Consider the following 14,556-nt stretch of genomic DNA (forward strand, 5'->3'; position numbering starts at 1 on the left):
ATTTCCGAGTATAGCCGCCAGCAGGGTCGTGAGCAGGTAGATGCGCGCGAACCTAAATGCGTGCGATACACTCATGTGATCATGAAGGCTTATGTGAGGATCGATACGGTCGACCAGCGGGTCGAGCTCGCCGACGTCGAGGTGCCATCGCCCGACGCTGACGAGGTCGCCCTCGAGGTCCATGCGTTCGGCGTCGGCGTCCACGACCGGTACTTCATCTCGCCGGAGGTGGCCGTCCCCTACGTCATTGGTCTGGAGGCCGCCGGTGTCGTCACCGCTGTGGGCTCGGCGGTGCACGGCGTCGCGGTGGGTGACCGGGTCATGGCGACCACCATGATGAACCCGAAAGGCGGCACGTGGGCCGAGTCGGTGGTCGTCAATCAGCGCGGTGTCGCGCCGATTCCGGACGAGTTCGACTTCACGACCGCGGCGGCCATCCCGATAGCCGGCGATGCGGCCGTGGAATGCATGCACACCCTCGGAATGCAGCCGAACCAGACCCTGTACGTGGCCGGTGCCTCCGGTGCCATCGGCACGCTTGTCGTGCAGCTGGCGGCTCAGCGGGGCGTGCGAGTCGTCGGCGCGGCGTCGCCGGCCAACCACGACTACGTCCGATCCCTCGGCGCGGAGCTGGCGGTCGACTACCGCGATCCGGCGTGGGCCGACGCGGTGCGGGCTTGGGCGCCCGGGGGCGTCGACTCGGCCCTGGCCATCCAGCCCGGCACGCCTGCGTCAAGCCGGGCCGTCGTGCGCGACGGCGGGCACCTCGTCAGCGTGTCGGGTGATCCCTGCCCGTCCGAGCGGGGCATCTTCGTTGAGCAGTTCGCCCACCGGCCGGACGTGGGCGCCGACATGGCCGAGCTGGTCGAGGCGATCGCTCACGGGCGGATCAATCTCGAGATCGAGCGGGTCTACGCCTTCGATGAGGCGCTGGCGGCGCTGGAGAAAACCGAGACCCGCCACGCCCGAGGCAAGGTCGTCGTCGAGGTCCGTCGAGCGGGGACATCGGCGACGAAGGGGCACCCGGCGCCGTCGGCGGGGACCGAGCGTGGCTGAGCCGGTGCGCCTCGAGGTGTGGTCTGACATCTCGTGCCCGTGGTGCTACATCGCAAAGCGCCGGCTCGACCAGGCGCTGGCCGGCGCAGCCGTCGGCACCGATCTCACCGTGACGTACCGGAGCTTCCAGGTGTCGCCCGACGCGCCGCAGGACTTCGAAGGGTCGGCCTTTGACTTCCTCGTGCACCATAAGGGCATCCCGGCCGCCCAGGTCAGGCAAGGCATGACCCAGGTCGCACGCATCGCCGCCTCGGTCGGACTGGTCTACGACGTGGAGCGCCTATCGCCGGCGAATACGGGCAAGGCCCACCAGGTCCTGCACCTTGCCAGGGCCCGCGGCGCCCAACTGGCAATGGTCGACCGGCTATTTGCCGCTTTCTTCGCGGAGGGACGAGCGATCAGCCGAGACGGTGTGCTCGCTGAGCTCGCCGGCGACGTCGGCCTCGAAGGCGAGGAGGTACGGGAAGTGCTGCGCACCGGCGAGTTCGCCCAGGCGGTACGGGCGGACATCGACGCCGGACTCGCCCTCGGGCTCACGGGCGTCCCGTTCTACGTCATCGACGGGGTCCGCCGCCTCCCGGCCACCCAGGCCCCCGAGACCATGGCGGCGCTTCTCAAGTCCGGCGATCCGACGGTTCGGTGACAGCACAAGCCCTGCGCGCGATCACGCTTCGGCTCGAACGGCAAGGAGAGCGCTATTGGCCTCGGGGTTCTGCTGGCGGCGTTGTCTCCGCCAGGGAGATCGTCGTTCGTAGCGGGATCTCACGCGTGGCGATGATCGCCACGACGGAGACGACCGCGATGAACGCCGCGATGAGAAAGACGCCCCCGAACGCATCCGCATAGGAATTGTGGAACACCTCCTGTACCGGCCCGGGCAGTCCGCTGATGTCGAGTTTCGTCTCACCGGATCCGCCGGATATCGCCCCGGCGGGTACGCCCAGTTCGGCCAGGCCGGCCGCGATGTTCGAGGCCACCCGGTCGGTGAGCACCGCTCCGAGGATCGAGACGCCGATGGCGCCGCCGAGGGAGCGGAAGAAGGATATCGCGGCTGAGGCTGCGCCGATCTGGGTGACATCGACCGTGTTCTGTACGGCGAGGACAACGTTCTGCACCAGCGCGCCGATTCCCACGCCCATCAGCACCATGAAGACGGCGACGAGCCAGTAGGGCATCGTGTGATCGATCATGCCCAGGCCGAACAGTCCCGCCAGCATGATGAGGCCGCCGATCAGCATCACCGGTTTGATCCGCCCGGTGCGGGAGACGATCTGACCGCCGACCGTCGCCGCGAGCATCTGCGCGAGGATCAGTGGAATCGTCATGAGCCCGGCCCGCGTGGGCGAGACCCCGTCCCCGAGCTGGAAGTACTGCGTCAGGAAGACTCCGGAGCCGAACATGGCGACGCCGGCCCCAATGCTGGCGAGGATCATGAGGGTCGCCGTGCTGTTGCGCAGCACTCGGATCGGAATCACCGGCTCGGGCGAGCGGAGTTCGACGATGACCAGGAGCACCACGGCCACAAGGAACGCCGCAAGATAGGCACCCGACTGCCATGAGATCCAGTCGTAGTCGCTGCCGGCGAACGTCAGCCAGAGCATCGGCAGTGCAGCGGCGACCGTCACGAGGACGGCGCCCAGATAGTCGAGTCGTGCCTTTCCGCGTCTCATCGTGGGCAACGTCAGCTTGAACTGCAGGAGAACGAGCGCGACCAAGGCCAGGGGCACGCAGACGAAATAGCACCAGCGCCAGCCGAGGGAATCGGTGATCACACCGCCGAGGAGAGGACCGGAGACCGTCGCGACCGCCATCACCGCGCCCATGTAACCGGCATAGCGTCCACGTTCCCGCGGAGCCATGATCGTGCCCATGATCGCCTGGACCAGCGCCATCAATCCACCCATCGCGAGGCCCTGGACCGCACGCGCCACCATCATCAACGTGATGGAGGTACTCAGACCCGCCACCACGGATCCGACGACGAACATGACGATGGCGATCTGAGTGAGAAGCTTCTTATTGAACAAGTCGGAGAGCTTGCCCCACACCGGAGTGCTCACGGTCATCGCCAGCAGACTCACCGTGATCACCCAGGTGTACTGCCGCTGCGTACCGTCGAGATCGGCGATAATGGTCGGCAGTGCCGTGGAGACGATCGTGGTCGAGATCATCGCGGTGAAAAGCGCGGCCAGCAGAGCCGTCATCACCTCAAGGATCTCGCGGTGCGAGTACTGCCTGTACTCATCCATGGCGGGCACCGCGGTGGGGGATGTCGTCATCCGAAGTGGTCCTTCCTCGTCGTCGGAGATCAGCGGTTGGTGGCGCCCGGCCCGGTGGGCGCGGGCACGTCCGGATCCGGTGGGACGGCCCGGAGCGGCGCACCAGTGACCTCCCCGAGATGCCGGTTCAGCCGGTTCAGCAGCGCGATGGCCTGCTCTGCATCTGCGGCCGACCAGTCGCCGAGCGCCTCGGCGAACCGGGCGACGACCTCTGACTCACGTTCGCCGAGCCTGGTGCGCCCAGCCGCGGTGATCGAGATCAGCGCCGCCCGTGCGTCGTGTGGGTCAGGTCGCCGCTCTACGAGACCCTCCGCCTCCAGCGAGTCGACCGCGCGTGAAGTGACGGCCGCCGAGACTTGGAGACCCTGGGCGAGCTCGCCCAGGCGAGCATCGCTCTCACGTAGATACTGCAGAATGCCGAACTCGGTGCCGGCCAGACTGCGCTCCCTGCTGCGCTGACCCGCGCGCTGGAAGGTGCGCGCAATGTGCACCATCTCGGCGAGGATCCGCCCCGCATGACGATCATCGATCACATCCGCTCCTGCCCGTAGCGCGCGGATCTTGCTCCGCGACGAGACAACGGTAGCACTTTAGTTACTTGCCACAAACAACTACCGGTCTGTCGACGGGACGTGTTCACGTTTGCAGTGGTCGAGGCAAGGATCTGGTCGGTCCCGCTGCGCGCTGGCGCCTGGGGCGCCGCACCTGCGGGTTCCGCCGCCGCCCGCGGTGTGGGTCCGGATTCCCCCGGTCATCGGTACCGGGTCATCCGGCTGCTGGAATCGTCCGGGAGGCGCCCGCCGAGGCGCGGTCCCCGGTTGCCCGTCCGGGACTACCGGGGGTTTTGACCGGGTCGGCGGACGCGCGGCGGCGCAGCCAGAAGTTGCGCGGGGTCCAGTCGAGGCCGTCCCGGCTGTCGGAGCCGAACAACGGGCCGAGGACGGCGAGGGCGATGATGATGCCGAGCACATACAGCATGGTCTTCTTCTTTCTTTGGGATCGCTGTGGGGGCGTTCCCGCGCGGGGCGATCGGTGGAGCCGGGGTGTCCGCCTCTTTCCGTCGCACCACCAGGCTGGCCGCGCCGACCGTTCAGGTCCAGCGACCTTTTCTGGAGTGTTGTGTAAGAATCACTTCACAATGCTTCATCTCGATGGGTTCGGTGCGGGCTCCGCGTGGTTCGGTCTCATCCGTGCGGCGGTCGCCCGTGGTGTGGCCGTTCGCAGGGCCCGGCTCGTGTCGGAGCCGGTCACCGACTACATCCGTTTCGAGCACGCCGTATCCGGCCTGCACAATGTTCCGGCCGGGGAGCAGATCCGCTGGTTGTCCCGGCGCTGCGCCTCCGACTTGGCGCTGCCGGGCAACGACTTCTGGGTGTTCGACAACCGGTTGGTGCGGTTCCATCACTTCTCAGGGGACGGACAGCCACTCGACGACGAGTTCAGCGAAGATCCGTGGGTCATCAGCCTGTGCCTCGGCGCGTTCGAAGCGGTTTGGTCGCGGGCCGTTGACCAGGCCGAGTTCGAGCCGCGGTGACGGTCCTCGTCGTTACGAAATGTCCACATCACCGTCGTCTTCTGTCCAGGCCGCCCGTGCGGAGCTGGCCGCGCGCCTCCGCGAGATCCGGCTCGAACACGAACTGACCGGAACGGAGCTGGCCGGTAGAGCCGGGTGGCACCGTACGAAGGTCTCCCAGATCGAGCACGCGACGCGCCCACCGTCCAGGAACGACATTCTCACCTGGTGCCGCGTCTGCGATGCCGCCGACGAGGCCGAAGATCTCATCGCCCGACTCCGCGACGTCGAAGGCGGCTACGTCGAATGGAAACGGCTCGAGCGCACTGGTCTGAGACGTCTTCAGGAGTCGGCGCTGGTCGAGTTCGACGAGTGCCGGCACCTGCGCGCCTACTGCTCCCGCATCGTGCCCGGCCTGCTCCAGACCGCCGAGTACACCCGCGCTCTCCTCCGGTCGATCCAGCGTTTCCGTGACCTCCCGGACGACGTTGAGGCAGCGGTCGCCGTGCGCATGGAACGGCAGCGGGTCCTCACCCGGGGAGACCACCGCTTCGCCTTCCTGATCGAGGAGAGTGTGCTCCGCTACCGGCTCGGCGACGCCGAGTGCATGACCGGGCAACTCGGCAATCTGCTGACCGTCATGTCACTGCCCTCGGTGGCGCTCGGCATCATCCCCTTCGCCAGGACGCGTACCACCGTTCCGCGCCCCGACTTCACCATGTTCGATGCCGAGAACGTTCAGGTAGAACTTCCCTCCGCACTCATCACAGTGACTGTTCCAGGGGAGATCGCGATCTACGCGAAGGCGTTCGAGGAACTGGCCGAGATGGCAGTGATCGGCGCGGACGCACGAGCCCTGATCACTTCGGCGATCAGCGAGCTCGGCTGATTCGTCGTAACACTTGGTCACACGCCTGGCCTGTGGCGTGGCGCTCAATGGACGCTCTGTCGCAGACGACACGGACGGCCCTGATCCCGGGGTCGCCGCACCTCGACAAGCGAGGCGCGCCGCAGGAGGACATGATGACCATCACCCTGGAATCCGAGCAGATCAGGCGGGGAGCGCCTGTCATGCTCTGGCTCGACCTGACCCGCAGGTGCCAACTCGGCTGCGCGCACTGCTTCAACGCCTCCGGCCCGGCGGGCGACCACGGCACCATGGCCCGCGGCGACTGGGTCCGCGTCCTCGACCAGGCCGCCGCCTGGGGAGTCCGCCGCGTCCAGTACATCGGTGGCGAGCCGACGATGCACCCGGACGCCCTCTCCCTGACCGAGCACGCTCTCGACCTCGGCCTCTCCGTCGAGGTGTTCACCAACCTCGTGCACGTGTCCCCGCGCTGGTGGGACCTGTTCCAGCGCGCCGGGGTGTCGGTGGCGACGTCGTACTACTCTGCCGACCCGGCCGAGCACAACGCCGTCACTCGGCGTCCCTCCCAAGCCCGTACCCGCTCGAACATCATCCGGGCGGTCCGGCTCGGGGTCCCGCTGCGCGCCGGTGTCATCGACACCGGCGACCGCGACCGGGCCGAGCGGGCTTGCCGCGACCTGAACGCGATCGGTGTCGCGAGGATCCGCGTCGACCGGGTACGGGCGTTCGGCCGTGCCGACGCCGACCAGACGCCGACCACCGCCGAGTTGTGCGGCCGGTGCGGGGAAGGCCGCGCCGCCATCGGTCCACAGGGCGAGGTCTCGCCGTGCGTGATGTCCGGGTGGATGAGCGTGGGCAACGTCCATGAGGAACCGCTGGCCGCTATCGTCGGCGGGACCGCCATGGCCGAGGCCACCGCCGCCATTCGCGCCGTCCCCCGTGCGGGGGCCTGTGACCCCGATCAAGAATGCACCCCAGGACACCCGGGAAGCGAATGCAACCCTCGTACCTGACAGGAGATCCACGTTGAGTGATCTTCCCGGACCGGCCGGACTCGCCGAGGCGCTGTACCCGAACACCGGTGCACTCATCACCGTCAAGCCGACCGAGCGCGGATTCTCCTCGGACCTCACCGCCCTGGTGACCGGCGAGAAAGGCGCATGGTTCGTCAAGGCCGTCCGCAACCGCCCCGGCGGCCGTCGCGACTCCCTGGTCCGGGAAGGGCTCATCAACCCGTGCGTGCGGCCGATCTCCCCGGCCGTGCAATGGCAGGCCGAGAGCCCGGAGTGGATCGCGCTCGGCTTCGAGATCGTCCGAGGGCGGCACGCTGACCTGGCACCGGGCTCGGCCGATCTGCCCACCGCGGTCGAGCTGCTGAAGCGCATCGGCGGCCTCCCTCTGCCGGAGCTCGCCGCGGACTGGCATGAGACCCGGTGGGACCGGTACACCGACCAGCCTGAGCTGTTGCGCGGTGACACGCTCCTCTACACCGACATCCACCCGTCCAACATCCTCATCGGCGACCGGACATGGGCGGTCGACTGGGCGTGGCCCACCCGAGGCGCTGCTTTCATCGACCCGGCGGTCTTGGTCGTCCAACTCGTCGCGGCCGGGCACAGCCCCGAGCAGGCTGAAGGATGGGCGTCCGCCTGCCCGTCGTGGAAAGACGCCGATCCTGCAGCGATCGATGCGTTCGCCGCCGCCAACACGTCCATGTACAGGACGCTCGCTGACCGGCGCCCCGACGCGCCGTGGCTCGGCGCGATGGCCGCGGCCACCCGCGCGTGGGCGCACCACCGGGCGCGCATCGGCGATGGAGCACGTCCATAGCCGCGCGTTCGCACACGAAGGCTCTCGCCATGCCGACGGCGGGAGCCTCGTTCGTTCGAGCGCGAGGGGTTAGGCGCTGCGGTGGAGTTCGCCGTTCTTGAGTTTGCTGGTGAACGTCTTCCAGGCGGTTGGGGTGAGGATGAGGGCGGGGCCGGTGGGGTTGGTGCTGTCGCGGACGGCCACGATGGCGGGGATGTTGGTGGCGACCTCGACGCAGGTGTTGCTGGCGTCCCCGCTGTGGCTGCTCTTGAACCAGTTGGCGCGGGACAGGTCGATCTGGGTCATGTGGATTGGACCTCTACTGTTTGGCAGCGGTCTCGATGAGGTCCGCTGACTCCTGCGGGCTGAGCGCCAATTCGCGAAGACGCTCAAATGCAACATTACAACGGGTCACCAGGTGAGGGTTCTCGAGGTACACGGCCCCGTGGAATCCCTCGGTGTAAGCGACGTCCGGGTCCGCCGCTTCGGCGAAACGCAACAGGATGAAGGCGCCGTCGAGGCCGACGTGTGCTCCAGCGGAGACCGGTAGGACCTGGACGGTGATGTTCGGTCGGCGAGTCTCCCTAAGGAGGCGGTGCATCTGGTCGCGCTGGACCTCGGGGCCGCCGACCTGGCGGGTGAGGACGGCTTCGTCGAGGATGACGTGGAGGTCCGGCGGGTTCTCGGTGCGGGTGGTGATCGTCTGCCTGGCCAGGCGGGCTTGCAGGCGGCGTTCGATCTCTTGGGCGCTGGTGCCGTCCATGTTCCCGGCGGTGAGCAGCGCGCGTACGTAGTCGGGCGTCTGGAGGAGCCCAGGCACGACCTGGGGTGCCCATTCGCCGATCATGGAGGCTTCGTCCTCCAGCGCGACGTACGGGCTGGAGAGGACGTCGGCGTAGTCAGTCCACCAGCCGCGCTGATCGGCCCGTTCGGCGAGTTCGAGGACCATTTCGCGTTCCGGTGTGACGATGCCGTAGATGTCGAGCAGGAGGGCGACGTCGCGTGGTGCGGCCTTGTTGCGGCCGGTTTCGAGGTGTCCGACCTTCTGCTGAGACCACCCGAGCCGGGCGGCGACCGCTTCCTGGCTTAGACCCGACTTGCGGCGGAAGTCGCGGAGCCAGCGGGCCAGTCGTCGTGCGCGTACGGACGGCACGTAGGCGGGTTGTCTGGATGGCGCCAATGCAGCCTCACCAAGATCAGTTGTGTACGGGGGCTTCATGGCCGATTCGGCCGAGATTTTCGCCGTAACCACTTGCCTGAAGTAGTAACTCCAGCGATAGTAGCACTGCTGCGCATCGCTCACTGATGGTGACCAGGTGTCGACACTCCGTGTGGGATCACGTTGCCATAGCCGCCCGGGGTCCGGCAGGCGCTTTCCGGAGTTGGGCTGGTGCACAGGGCGCTCGGTGAAGGTGAGTACCTGTCCACAAGCACCATCGAAGAGAGGGGGCCGACGCCAGGTTGAATGCCCTCCGTCCGCCTCTGACCAGGTGGACGGTGACCCTGACGCGGTCAGGGGCGGGCGGCTGGCGCGGCCCCGGAACGGACGAGCATGCCCGTACTTCTGGAGACCGTATCAGGCCCCGGCAACTGTGAAACGATCATGGACGTGTCCTGGCCCGCCGCGGAGGCAGCGGCGGGACGTGCCCGCCGCTGTGTGCGCGGATGGCTCGGCGACGTCCAGGACCTCGACATCGGCGACGTCGAACTGATGGTCTCGGAACTCGTCACGAACGCGTGCGAGCACTCCGGTGCAGCCGGCCGCCCCGACGGCCGGGTGCGGCTGGTCGCGGTCTGCGACCCGGGCGGCCTGCGGATCGAGGTCACCGACGTCGGGGGCGGGACTACGGTTCCGGCGCCGCGGCGTCCGGACGCCGATGACATCCGGGGCCGCGGCCTGATGATCGTGGAGGCGCTCGCGGACCGCTGGGGCCACCTCACCGCCCCGGACACCGGGGCCCGGATCGTCTGGATCGAGGTGGCGAGAAACGCCGCCCGGTGAACGTCCCGATCGCCCTGGCGTTCTTCCTTGGGGTGGCGACGGGCCTTGCGGCCGTCGCCCTCCTGGCGGGGCGTCAGAGGCGGGGCGGACGCCACGCCATCGGGCCGCCTCGACGCGCTCAAGGGAGCCGGCACGGACGCCATACCTATTGAAGAGGAGACAACCCCATGTCGAAGCAGCTTCGTCTGACGGCAGCGGTCCGGGCACCCTGATCACGCCGTCGAGATCGGGAGTGCCCGCAGCCGTCCGAAAGTGCCTATGCCGTCCGTGCGGCGGGATGCCTCCAGGCGTTCCGCCGGCACCTCGCCGTAGAGGGTCAGGCGCTGCTTGGCCGGACGGCCCGCGCGCCGGGCGATCGCCTCCAGGTCGCTGATGGGCTTGAACGAACCGTTCTCCGACCCGGCCATACGGCTGATGGTCTCCTCCATCAGCGTCCCGCCCAGGTCGTTCACACCCCCTTGCAGGACGCGCGTGCACAGTTCGTCACCCAGCTTCACCCACGACGTCTGGATGTTGGGGATCGCACCATGCAACAGGATCCGCGCCAAAGCATGGACGGCCACGTTCTCCCGAACCGTAGGCCCAGGACGTGCCAGCCCAGCGAGATAGATGGGCGAGTTGTGGTGGACGAACGGAAGCAGCACGAACTCACTGAATCCACCCGTCCGCTCCTGGATGGACCTCAGCAGCTTGATGTGCGCGACCCAGTGCGACGGCGTGTCCACATGCCCGTACATCATCGTGGACGTCGTCGGGATACCGATCTCATGCGCCGTGGTGACGACCTCGACCCACTGGTCGGTGGGCAGTTTCCCCTTGGTCAGCACCCAGCGCACGTCGTCGTCCAGGATTTCGGCGGCCGTCCCAGGAAGCGAGTCGACCCCGGCCTCCTTCGCCGCCTGCAACCACTCACGAATCGACAGGTCGGTCCGGGACGCGCCGTTCACGACCTCCATCGGGCTGTACGAATGCAGGTGGATGTCGGGTGCTCGCCGCTTCACCTCACGCGCGAGGTCGAAGTAGGCGGTGCCCGGTAGATCCGGGTGGATGCCGCCCTGCATGCAGATCTCGGTCGCGCCCGCCGCCCATGCCTCGTCCACCCGGTCCCCGACCTGGCTGAGCGACAGCGTGTAGGCGTCGGCATCGGTCCGACGCTGCGCGAACGCGCAGAACCGGCAGCCGGTGTAGCAGACGTTGGTGAAGTTGATGTTCCGCGTCACCACGTAGGTGACGTCGTCCCCGACAGTGTCTCGCCGAAGCTCATCGGCCAATGCGGCGAGCGCGTCGAGTTCAGGCCCCTCAGCGTGCAGAAGGGCGAGCGCCTCGTCGTCCGACAGTCCCGCAGGGTCCTGCTCCGCGCGCGCGAGAGCAGCCTTGACGTCGGCATCGAATCGCTGAGGCGCGGCCATGCGCTCCTTCAGCGCATCCCAGTCGCCATAGACCTCATCGAAATCGTCGCGCCGGTCATTGGTCCGCCCGGTCGTGTCGATCGACGTATGCAGATCCGTCCGCCCGGACGCTTCGAACCCACCATCAGGCTCCTGCCAAGGACGCCCCTCAAGAACGGCGTCCTCACGCGCCAACCCGGTCTCCGGGTCGGCCAGAGCAGCAACGTGCCCGATCAGCCGCGGATCGAGCCACGGCTCACCCCGCTGCACGTAATCCGGATAGATCGTCAGCCGTTCCCGCAGCGAGAACCCAGACTCGGCGGTCCGTTCCGTCAGTTCGTCGATCTGCGGCCACGGCCGCTCCGGATTCACGTGGTCGGGCGTCAGCGGCGAGACCCCGCCCCAGTCGTCGATCCCGGCCCGCAGCATCAGCGCGTACTGGTCGGCGACGAGGTTCGGCGGCGCCTGCACGCGCGCCTTCGGCCCGAGGACGAGCCGCGTCACCGCGATCGTCGCGGCCAGCTCCGCCAGCTCCGCATCGGGCGTGTCGCGCATCTTCGTGTCGGGCTTCGCGCGGAAGTTCTGGACGATCACCTCCTGGATCGCCCCGTACTCCCGCATCGTCCGCCGGATCTCGAAGATCGCGTCCGCGCGCTCCTCGATCGTCTCGCCGATGCCGATCAGGATCCCGGTCGTGAACGGCACGTTCGTCCGTCCCGCGTCCTCAAGGACACGCAGCCGGACGGCCGGGTCCTTGTCCGGCGACCCGAAGTGCGGGCCGCCGCGCTCGCTGAACAGCCGCGTCGCCGTCGTCTCCAGCATCATGCCCATCGACGGCGCGACCGGCTTGAGCCGCTGGAAGTCGCGCCAGGTCAGCACACCCGGGTTCAGGTGCGGCAGCAGCCCGGTCTCCTCCAGCACCCGGATCGCCATCGCCCGCACATACGAGAGCGTGTCGTCGTAGCCGTGCGCGTCGAGCCACTCGCGGGCCTGCTTCCACCGGTCCTCGGGACGGTCCCCGAGCGTGAACAGGGCCTCCTTGCAGCCCATCTCGGCGCCCTGCCGCGCGATCTCCAGCACCTCGTCCGGGCTGAGATAGGGCGACTCCACCCGGTGCGGGACGGTCGCGAACGTGCAGTACCCGCAGCGGTCCCGGCACAGGCGGGTCAGCGGGATGAAGACCTTGCGGCTGTAGGTGATGACGCCCGGCCGGCCGGCGGCCTCCAGACCGGCGTCCCGGGTGCGGGCCGCGTAGGCGAGCAGATCGTCGAGCTGCGCCCCGCGGGCCTGCAGCAGTGTGGTGGCCTCGGATCGGTCCAGTGTCTTGCCGTCACGCGCGCGGGCCAGGGCCCGGCGAAGAGCGGAGCTCGTGGCGTCCATGCGGGCACTCTATGCCAATCGTCATATTTTCCACCGCGCCGGGTCCCCGGAAAGACCCGCCACCGAGACCAGCCCCGGCCCCCCACGATCTATTCCCGCTCAGCGCACCTCGATGAACGCGTCGGCGCTCCGGGCCGGACGGTCGCGCGGCGGCGCCGCCGCGTGCCCGACCCCAACGGCGCCCATGGGGTCCCACTCGTCCGGCAGGTCGAGCACATCGCGCACCACGTCGCGGCAGAACATCGTGCTCGACACCCAGCACGACCCGAGACCCTCGACCGCCAGCGCGACCAGCAGGTTCTCCACTCCCGCGCCCGCCGCCACGACGAACATCTCCCGTTCGGCACACGACCGGCGCTCGTCCGGATAGTCGTGCGAACCGTCCATCACCAGACAGGGCACCACCAGATACGGAGCCCGCCGCAGCACCTCGCCCCGCCGCAGCCGCTTGGTGATCGACTCCTCGGAGAACCCGTCCCGCCGCAGGTCGGCCTCCCAGGCGTCGCGCATCGCGTCCAGCAGCCGCGTCCGGGACTCCGCCGACTCCAGCAGGACGAACCGCCACGGCGTCGTGTGATGCGGCGCCGGCGCGGTGATCGCGGCATCCACGGCCCGCCGCACCGCCGCCGGATCCACCGGCTCCTCGGTGAACTCCCGGATCGTGCGCCGCGCCCGCAGCACATCGGCCGACCCGAACCGGAACATGTCCTCCTCGGGGGGACGCACCAGCACCCGAGCCCCCGGCCCGTCATCAGCCGTCACAATCCCGGTCAACCCACGCACAACGGCGATCGGCACCCCGTCGAGCTTGCCCTTGACCAGTTCCCCGGCAGCCGCGATCTCGTCGGCCACAGCCGTAATCGTGGCGTCGAGCCGGTTCCCATAGGAGTCGTCCCGCCCGCGCAGATCGCTGAGCGGCTCCAGCCCGGCCACCCCGATAGCGGCGTCAATCAGCCCATTCCGCCAGGGCCGCCCCAGCGTGTCGGACACGATGACGCCCACGGACACACCAGCCCGCTCGCGCACCCCGGCCCGGATGCGCCGCGCCGAAGCATCAGGATCCTCCGGCAGCAGCAGCACGGTCCCCGGCTCGGTGTTGGACGCGTCCACACCGGCCGCCGCGAGCACGAGCCCCTGCCGCGTCTCCACGATCCGCGTCTCGCCCCGCGCATGCGTCCGCCGCGCCACCACCCGCACGGTCTCGGCGTCGATGGCCTTCTCCCGGTCGTCCGCGACCAGGACCCGCCCCTCCGCCTTACTGACGATCTTGGACGTGACGACGAGCACATCACCGTCCTGAACGGCGTCTACCGGCACCAGCGCGGCGATGTCATCGCCCTCGGCGACCTCGGGCAGCCCGGGAACGCCGAACACCTCAAGCCTCACGCGCCGTCCTCCACCCGCTTGAGCTCCACCGCGAGATCCAGGGCCGCCCGCGCGATATCGGCCGTCGCCTGGTCGTCGCTCATCAACAGCGGCCGGGACCGCACCTCGATCCCCTCAACCCGCACATCAGCGTCGGCCGAATCGACGAGCCACCCGTCCAGCAGCCCGAGGCCGTAAAGCTCGGCGACCGCCCGGGCCGACGTCTCAACCCCGATCGCGCTCAAACAGGCATCGGCCATGCCCCGCACCGGCGCCCCGCCGATGATCGGCGAAACCCCCACCACGGTCTTCGCGGCGATGGCGTCCCGAATCCCGGGAACCGCCAGGATCGTCCCGATACTCACCACAGGGTTGGACGGCGGGAAAAGCACCACGTCAGCGGCCTCGATCGCCGCGAGCACCCCAGGCGCCGGCTTCGAATCCTCCGCGCCGACCGCCGCGATGGACAACGCCGGGACGGACGCGCGCATCCGCACCCACCACTCCTGGAAGTGGATCGCCCGCCGCCCCTTGTCGTCCTCGATGACCACATGCGTCTCGACCTGGTCATCGGTCATCGGAAGGAGCCGCACCCCCGGCTTCCACCGATCGCACAGCGCCTCGGTGACGGCCGACAGCTTGTACCCGGCCGCGAGCATCTGCGTCCGGACGATATGGGTGGCGAAGTCCCGATCCCCGAGCCCGAACCACTCGGGTCCGACCCCGTACGCCGCGAGCTCCTCCTTCACGGTGAAGGTCTCCTCGGCGCGCCCCCACCCCTGCTCCTCGTTGATGCCCCCGCCGAGCGTGTACATCACGTCCCTTATCACCCTCTGACGCCTCCGACGAAGAGGCTAGCGGAGACTCCTCTCGCTCCACCTGGATTCCACAAAAAA

General features: G+C 68.5%; 15 protein-coding genes. 7 read left to right on the forward strand and 8 right to left on the reverse strand.

From position 1 onward, the window contains the following. The first annotated feature begins 81 nt into the window (after window positions 1-81). Together HUX53_RS29185 and HUX53_RS29190 are read left to right on the forward strand one after the other, a co-directional pair. Complete coding sequence (locus HUX53_RS29185) at window positions 82-1,056, forward strand: NADP-dependent oxidoreductase (protein WP_176406430.1); 975 nt, start codon at window positions 82-84, stop codon at window positions 1,054-1,056. Then, window positions 1,049-1,699 carry a DsbA family protein gene (locus HUX53_RS29190; protein WP_176406431.1) on the forward strand — a complete coding sequence of 217 codons (651 nt, stop codon included), beginning with the start codon at window positions 1,049-1,051 and terminating at the stop codon, window positions 1,697-1,699. Before HUX53_RS29185 ends, HUX53_RS29190 begins: the two co-directional genes overlap by 8 nt. Before the next feature lie 52 nt (window positions 1,700-1,751). Here the strand turns inward: HUX53_RS29190 and HUX53_RS29195 are convergent, their stop codons facing one another. The 3 genes from HUX53_RS29195 to HUX53_RS29205 form a co-directional block, all read right to left on the reverse strand. Then, a complete protein-coding gene (locus HUX53_RS29195) occupies window positions 1,752-3,335 on the reverse strand; it encodes an MDR family MFS transporter (protein WP_217920051.1) in 1,584 nt (527 codons plus the stop codon). A 29-nt stretch (window positions 3,336-3,364) separates the two neighbouring features. Further along, window positions 3,365-3,868 carry a MarR family transcriptional regulator gene (locus HUX53_RS29200; RefSeq protein ID WP_176406432.1) on the reverse strand — a complete coding sequence of 168 codons (504 nt, stop codon included), beginning with the start codon at window positions 3,866-3,868 and terminating at the stop codon, window positions 3,365-3,367. A gap of 232 nt (window positions 3,869-4,100) precedes the next feature. Continuing rightward, window positions 4,101-4,313, reverse strand: coding sequence for a hypothetical protein (locus HUX53_RS29205; protein WP_176406433.1), 213 nt, complete (start codon window positions 4,311-4,313; stop codon window positions 4,101-4,103). Between the two features lie 160 nt (window positions 4,314-4,473). On the opposite strand from HUX53_RS29205, the gene HUX53_RS29210 reads away from it, so the two are divergent. The 4 genes from HUX53_RS29210 to HUX53_RS29225 are packed head-to-tail and all read left to right on the forward strand — an operon-like array spanning window position 4,474 to window position 7,546. Beyond that, a complete protein-coding gene (locus HUX53_RS29210) occupies window positions 4,474-4,869 on the forward strand; it encodes a DUF6879 family protein (protein ID WP_369009220.1) in 396 nt (131 codons plus the stop codon). 19 nt (window positions 4,870-4,888) lie between these two features. Continuing rightward, a complete protein-coding gene (locus tag HUX53_RS29215; protein ID WP_176406434.1) occupies window positions 4,889-5,737 on the forward strand; it encodes a helix-turn-helix transcriptional regulator in 849 nt (282 codons plus the stop codon). A gap of 47 nt (window positions 5,738-5,784) precedes the next feature. Then, window positions 5,785-6,729 (forward strand): radical SAM/SPASM domain-containing protein, encoded by a 945-nt coding sequence (locus HUX53_RS29220; RefSeq protein ID WP_255205743.1) that lies wholly within the window; start codon window positions 5,785-5,787, stop codon window positions 6,727-6,729. A gap of 13 nt (window positions 6,730-6,742) precedes the next feature. After that, window positions 6,743-7,546 carry a protein kinase gene (locus HUX53_RS29225; RefSeq protein ID WP_217920053.1) on the forward strand — a complete coding sequence of 268 codons (804 nt, stop codon included), beginning with the start codon at window positions 6,743-6,745 and terminating at the stop codon, window positions 7,544-7,546. A gap of 69 nt (window positions 7,547-7,615) precedes the next feature. On the opposite strand, the gene HUX53_RS29230 is transcribed toward HUX53_RS29225, so the two are convergent. Beyond that, complete coding sequence (locus tag HUX53_RS29230) at window positions 7,616-7,831, reverse strand: DUF397 domain-containing protein (protein ID WP_217920054.1); 216 nt, start codon at window positions 7,829-7,831, stop codon at window positions 7,616-7,618. Between the two features lie 13 nt (window positions 7,832-7,844). Next, a complete protein-coding gene (locus HUX53_RS29235; protein ID WP_309237490.1) occupies window positions 7,845-8,828 on the reverse strand; it encodes a helix-turn-helix transcriptional regulator in 984 nt (327 codons plus the stop codon). 249 nt (window positions 8,829-9,077) lie between these two features. On the opposite strand from HUX53_RS29235, the gene HUX53_RS29240 reads away from it, so the two are divergent. Then, window positions 9,078-9,527: an ATP-binding protein gene (locus HUX53_RS29240; RefSeq protein WP_176406435.1), complete on the forward strand. Its 450-nt coding sequence runs from the start codon at window positions 9,078-9,080 to the stop codon at window positions 9,525-9,527. A 212-nt stretch (window positions 9,528-9,739) separates the two neighbouring features. On the opposite strand, the gene HUX53_RS29245 is transcribed toward HUX53_RS29240, so the two are convergent. The 3 genes from HUX53_RS29245 to cofD form a co-directional block, all read right to left on the reverse strand. Beyond that, entirely contained in the window at window positions 9,740-12,295 is a 2,556-nt protein-coding gene (locus HUX53_RS29245; protein WP_176406436.1) for a bifunctional FO biosynthesis protein CofGH, read from the reverse strand. A gap of 99 nt (window positions 12,296-12,394) precedes the next feature. Next, window positions 12,395-13,681 (reverse strand): coenzyme F420-0:L-glutamate ligase, encoded by a 1,287-nt coding sequence (locus HUX53_RS29250; RefSeq protein ID WP_176406437.1) that lies wholly within the window; start codon window positions 13,679-13,681, stop codon window positions 12,395-12,397. Further along, a complete protein-coding gene (gene cofD, locus HUX53_RS29255; RefSeq protein WP_255205749.1) occupies window positions 13,678-14,475 on the reverse strand; it encodes a 2-phospho-L-lactate transferase in 798 nt (265 codons plus the stop codon). The genes HUX53_RS29250 and cofD overlap by 4 nt, the downstream gene beginning before the upstream one ends. Window positions 14,476-14,556 lie beyond the last annotated feature (81 nt).

This window comes from Actinomadura sp. BRA 177, assembly GCF_013372625.1.
In the GTDB taxonomy this organism is placed as follows: domain Bacteria; phylum Actinomycetota; class Actinomycetes; order Streptosporangiales; family Streptosporangiaceae; genus Spirillospora.